Here is a 5,649-nt window from a genome sequence, read left to right as displayed (position 1 = left end):
GGTGCGATCGGACCGTTTCATGGGTCGGATTAGGACTTTGACCGAGATAGAATAGAGGCTGAGGGTTTCGGTGAGATACCGCGCCATCCCTTTAGCCAGAAGCGCTTCAGCTTCTGGATTTCCCAGGGAGGCCCGACTCTGAGCCTTGAGCATCATCCGCGCATCGGCAATGGAGAAGGGCAGATTTTCTGTGGGGGGAGGCGTTGGAGGTGTTGGAGTGGGTTTGAGTTCTGCAGAGGAGGGTCCGTTCTCGGACGGTGGCGAGTCCTCCAATGCTGGGGAATTCCGGTGATTGGGTTCAATTCGCACACTCCAATCTGGACGCTTTGTCCCCAGGGTGCGACCGTAGAGGAAGATTTCATCAATGGGGGGATGATCTGGGGGTAACAGGCTGTCTATGTCCTGTTTTTTGAGGGCATCCGTCAGCCTGGGGACGGCGATCGCGATCGATGGACAGCTTTCGCTTTCCCATAGAATGTGCAGGGTGTTTCCACGGAAACGTAGATGAATGTTTTCCCCCGTCACCTCTAGGGCTTCGGCTGCCCATTGAGTTAGGGTTGTCCCTGTATTAGTCTGCACCAGCTCCTGTGTGTTTACCATCAATGATTCCTCTCCCCGCTCCTCATCTATTCAAAACGGGTCTGAAACCCCGTTGTTTACGGCGATCAAGTGGAGAGTTTTTTTCGGGGATATCATCCCGGGAACTCTCCGAAACCCTTCTGTGCCAGTTGGTTCGACCCGAGCCAGATTTCCGCCTGATGGCTGTTCAAGACAAGTTTGGCAACTGCTTAAACAGGAGATGATCTGAACTCGGGGGGTATTTGGACTGTTGACCCAGTAACCGCTTGAGGGGCAATCTTAGTATGGAAGTCCCTAGGATTGCCCGAAGTCCCTTCCAGTGGGGAGGGGTGCGGACTGGGTTTGCTCCACATAGCATAACTCGTAAATTTTGTCATAGTTGAGATGACCTAACCAGGTCATTCTCCGATTCTCATTTTAATAATGTTGTCAAGCTAGAAAAGAGGTCCCTATGAACTCATCGAACTCACCGAATAGCGAACCTACCTCCTTGAATCCTGATGCCAACGAGCCTGCTGTCAAAATTTCCTCAGAATTGCTGATTACTTTACTCACTCCGCCATTTTTAGGGGCTTTGCTGGGGGGAAAAGCCGTGAGTCAAATGCTGCAATCGATGGGTCAGGCGAGTGAAGAAGTTTTTCGAGGCGATCGCCTCCCGGTCTTGAATTTTCCCCATTCTGAGGAGGATTGAATCGCAATCAAGGGGCCGCTAGAGCCAGATCCGATAGGCGATCGCCGGTGGCAGAATTCCTGCCAATGGGTTCAGCTTTGGGGGACCCCTTGATGTTCCCTAACCCCGAGACAAGACCCGGGATAAAGGCCCGCTCTCTTGTCTCTATTTTAATCTTTATGTAAATTTACGGTCGAACTCATCGGGGTCAGGTTCGGGATTTTCCAGCGCCACAGACTGCAATTGTCAGGAAATCTAGTTGATTAAAGCAGGTAATCCTCAGCAGTTTCAGAAGATTGGATCGAGAAGAAAGCGAGATTTAGGAGCAGTTAGGGGGTAAACTGAGTCCGTCCAGACTGCGATCGCCGAACGGCACGAAGCAGGCTAAAAATCCCCGGATCGACCGTAAAATTAGCTAATATCTGACCTGGCTCAGGCTGGGATGGTCAGCATCCCATTCGGAACAACCCGGGGGTGCTCCCTCGATTCCCCAAAATCGCGCCGACTCGCCTTTCGTTTTAACCAACTAAAGTTTTTTGAGTCACCACAACCGTCTAAGCCTTACCAGTCCCTCGCTCACAGCGAGGGGAGTCAAAGAGTTGGGAGCCTGTTTCGGCACAGGTGCTTAATTCGGTCAGACGATTCGGGCCGCGCCTTGATCGCGATTCAATTATAGTGGCTCGTGCTCTAGGCGGCACCGTTACCGTGTTCTGACCACCCACGCCCTAGTTTCACCCGTTCACATCGACCCGCGCTTTGATGAATTGGATTAAAGTTGGTGAACTGAATCAAGGTAAAGATAGAATTGAGGACAGAAAAACTGGGTTATCCGGTTTTAGCCGGATAACAGCCTTTCTTTGGTCTGAATTATGTAACTACAGTTTGGGTTTATTGAGGTTCACCGACTTATCCATTATAAGCGCAAAAATACCATTCATTCCCTCACCGGGATCACCGTCCCTTGAGTCGTTTTTTACCCAGTGTAGACCGGGTGTTTTCCAATCGTTCAGGAGGTTCTGATGACTTTACGACTCGAACCCTCAAATTCTGTTATGACAGTTAGTTCATCCGACTTGTTTTTACGCCATCGTCTCAAAGTCGTCGAGGACTTATGGGAGTCCGTCCTGCGGACTGAATGCGGTCAGGAATTAGTGGTTCTATTGGCGCAATTGCGAGCAATGTATTCTTCCGAGGGACAAGCCTGCAACTTTTCAGAATCCAGTGTTCTGAAGTTGGTAGAACAGTTGGACCTCAATGATGCAATTCGGGCCGCTCGTGCGTTTGCCCTGTATTTTCAACTGATTAACATTGTCGAACAACATTACGAGCAGCGCGATCGCCTGCGGGGTGCCGGAACACCTAACACCGGCGTCTCCGAAAATGAGCAATTCGACGTTCCCAAAGAAAGCCCTTATTTCGCAAGTCAGGCCGTGACTCGCCGCCGAGAATTAGCCAATTTCTCCGCTTTATTTCCCAAATTAAAGCAGTTGAATGTCCCCCCGCAGCAAATCCAGAAAATCATGGAAATTCTGGATATTCGCTTAGTCTTTACGGCTCACCCGACGGAAATTGTCCGTCATACCCTGCGAACAAAACAGCGGCGGTTGGCTCAAATTTTGCAAGAACTCGACACCCTAGAAGAAGGTCGGCAACCGGATATCCAAACAACATCCGGCGAAACTAAAGACCTCATAGAGGCGCTCACTGAAGAAATTCACCTGTGGTGGCGAACGGACGAATTGCATCAGTTTAAACCCTCCGTTCTCGATGAAGTAGATTATACCCTACACTATTTCAAAGAAGTCCTATTTGACGCAGTACCTCAACTCCATCAACGCCTAAAACGGTCATTGCAAGCGTCGTTTCCTTATCTGCAACCCCCCCGATATAACTTCTGCAAATTTGGCTCTTGGGTCGGGTCCGATCGCGATGGAAATCCCTATTGCACTCCTTCTATTACCTGGAAAACTGCCTGCTATCAGCGGCAGTTAATCCTAGACAAATACATGGGTTCCCTCGATCGCTTGACCCAACTCCTGTCCTTGTCTCTGCACTGGAGTGACGTATTACCCGAACTCCTGGAATCCCTGGAACAGGACCGAGTGCAAATGCCCGACATCTATGAGACCCTGGCAATTCGCTATCGACAAGAACCCTATCGGTTAAAACTCGCCTATATCTGCCATCGCTTAGAAAATACTCGCGATCGCAATCAGCGTCTTTACACAGAGTCGGACTGGAATCGCCATCTGAGCGATATCAAAAACGCTCCCATGTATCACTCAGGCTCCGAATTTCTCGCCGAATTGCGCCTGATTCAACGCAATTTAGCCGCAACCGGCTTAAGCTGTCGAGACTTGGAACAACTAATATGCCAAGTCGAAATCTATGGCTTTATTTTGGCCCATTTAGATATTCGGCAAGAGTCATCTCGCCACAGTACAGCCATCACAGAAATGGCGGAATACCTGCAAATCTTACCCCGCCCTTACGATGACCTATCGGAAGCCGAAAAAACCGACTGGTTGAAGATTGAACTGAAAACCAGACGTCCTTTAATCCCTGCTGAATTGCCCTTTTCCGAGCAAACCAGCGAGATTATTTCCACCTTTAGAATGCTGCGGGCGCTTCAAGAAGAGTTTGGCTTGGAAATCTGCCAAACCTACATCATTAGCATGAGCCATGATGTCAGTGATTTGTTAGAAGTCCTGCTACTTGCCAAAGAAGCCGGTCTCTATGACCCCGCAACCGGAATGGGAACGATTCAAATTGTCCCGTTATTTGAAACCGTAGAGGACTTAAAACGTGCACCGACGGTCATTCAAAACCTGTTTGAACTTCCGCTTTATCACGCTTTACTGTCCGGAGGATACCAAAATTCTCTCCCGGTAACCGTCACCGAAATGGATGCCCCAAACATTTCCAACCTGAAATCTTCTCACATTCAGGTTCCTCAATTACAGGAGGTGATGTTGGGGTATTCCGATAGTAATAAAGATTCGGGATTCTTAAGCAGTAACTGGGAAATTCATAAAGCCCAAAAAGCCCTCCAAATTATTGGCGATCGCTTCGGAGTTGTCCTCCGCATCTTTCACGGTCGCGGCGGATCTGTCGGTCGCGGGGGCGGTCCAGCTTATGAGGCGATTTTAGCTCAACCCGGTCGCAGTATTAACGGGCGAATTAAAATTACCGAACAAGGGGAAGTTTTAGCCAGTAAATACACCTTGCCCGAGTTAGCCCTTTATAACTTAGAAACCATCGCCAGTGCTGTGATTCAAAGTAGCTTACTCGGTTCCGGTTTTGATGATATCGAAGCCTGGAATCAAATCATGGAGGAGTTGGCCGATCGCTCGCGCCAACATTATCGCGCCTTGATTTACGAACAACCTGATTTTATCGATTTCTTCCATGAAGTTACCCCCATTGATGAAATCAGCAAGTTGCAAATCTCTTCGCGACCGGCAAGACGCAGTAGCGGCAAACGGGATTTAGGTTCCCTCCGGGCCATTCCTTGGGTATTTAGCTGGACCCAAACTCGTTTCCTCCTCCCAGCCTGGTACGGAGTCGGAACTGCCCTCAATAATTTCCTAGAACAGGAACCGGAAGAACATCTGAAACTGCTGCGCTATTTCTATCTGAAATGGCCGTTCTTTAAGATGGTGATTTCTAAAGTAGAAATGACCCTCTCTAAGGTAGATTTAGAAATGGCTCATCACTATGTTCGGGAACTCACCCAACCGGAAAATCGCGATCGCTTTGAAGCCCTGTTCACTCAAATTGCCAACGAATTTAACCTCACCCGAGATTTAGTGCTCGCCATCACCGAACATCAACGGCTGTTAGATGGCGACCCGGACCTCCAGCGATCGGTCCAGTTGCGAAATGCCACTATCGTTCCCCTGGGTTTATTACAAGTCTCCCTACTCAAACGCCTACGCGAACATCAAAGTCAGGCGGTGACAGGAGTGATTCACTCTCGATACAGCAAGGGCGAATTACTACGCGGTGCCTTGTTAACCATTAACGGCATCGCTGCAGGAATGAGAAATACCGGCTAATGGATTCAGGGATTCCCTAGACTGAATTCAAATACAAGCAATCCCTCCCTCCGGTCCCCTCCCCAAGGCATAGGGGAGGGTTAGGGTGGGGTCCTCCAGTCCCCACCCCTATCGGTTGATGGTGTTGGCGAATCACCCCTTCAGGAGGGCGATCGCAACCCACCCCTCAACCGGAAATTGACCCTCAAGCCACCCCAATTCTTGACACTCCCACGCTCTAAAGAGCGTGGGATTCTTTAAGAGTCCAGAATCTGAACCTTAAGGGCGTAGTCAAAGCACCCCTACTGACTCCACTAAGATTAAATCCCAGTGTCGCCGCTACCTTTCTTAAGATATTTGCTG

2 protein-coding genes and 1 pseudogene are annotated in these 5,649 nt (G+C 49.5%); 2 read left to right on the top strand and 1 reads right to left on the bottom strand.

Annotated features, from left to right (window positions below; translation table 11 throughout):
* Positions 1–600: pseudogene (locus J0895_RS24725) on the bottom strand (hypothetical protein); the annotation flags it as partial.
* 430 nt (positions 601–1,030) lie between these two features.
* Here J0895_RS24725 and J0895_RS24720 point away from each other — a divergent pair.
* Both J0895_RS24720 and ppc read left to right on the top strand, forming a co-directional pair.
* Entirely contained in the window at positions 1,031–1,270 is a 240-nt protein-coding gene (locus tag J0895_RS24720) for a hypothetical protein (protein WP_207090639.1), read from the top strand.
* A gap of 998 nt (positions 1,271–2,268) precedes the next feature.
* Positions 2,269–5,307 carry a phosphoenolpyruvate carboxylase gene (gene ppc / locus J0895_RS24715; RefSeq protein ID WP_207090638.1) on the top strand — a complete coding sequence of 1,013 codons (3,039 nt, stop codon included), beginning with the start codon at positions 2,269–2,271 and terminating at the stop codon, positions 5,305–5,307.
* The last annotated feature ends 342 nt before the right edge of the window (positions 5,308–5,649 follow it).

It is taken from the genome of Phormidium pseudopriestleyi FRX01 (assembly GCF_017313335.1).
GTDB lineage: Bacteria > Cyanobacteriota > Cyanobacteriia > Cyanobacteriales > Laspinemataceae > Laspinema > Laspinema pseudopriestleyi.
The sequence above is the reverse complement of the archived record's forward strand: the minus strand, read 5'-3'. Positions and strand labels throughout refer to the sequence as shown.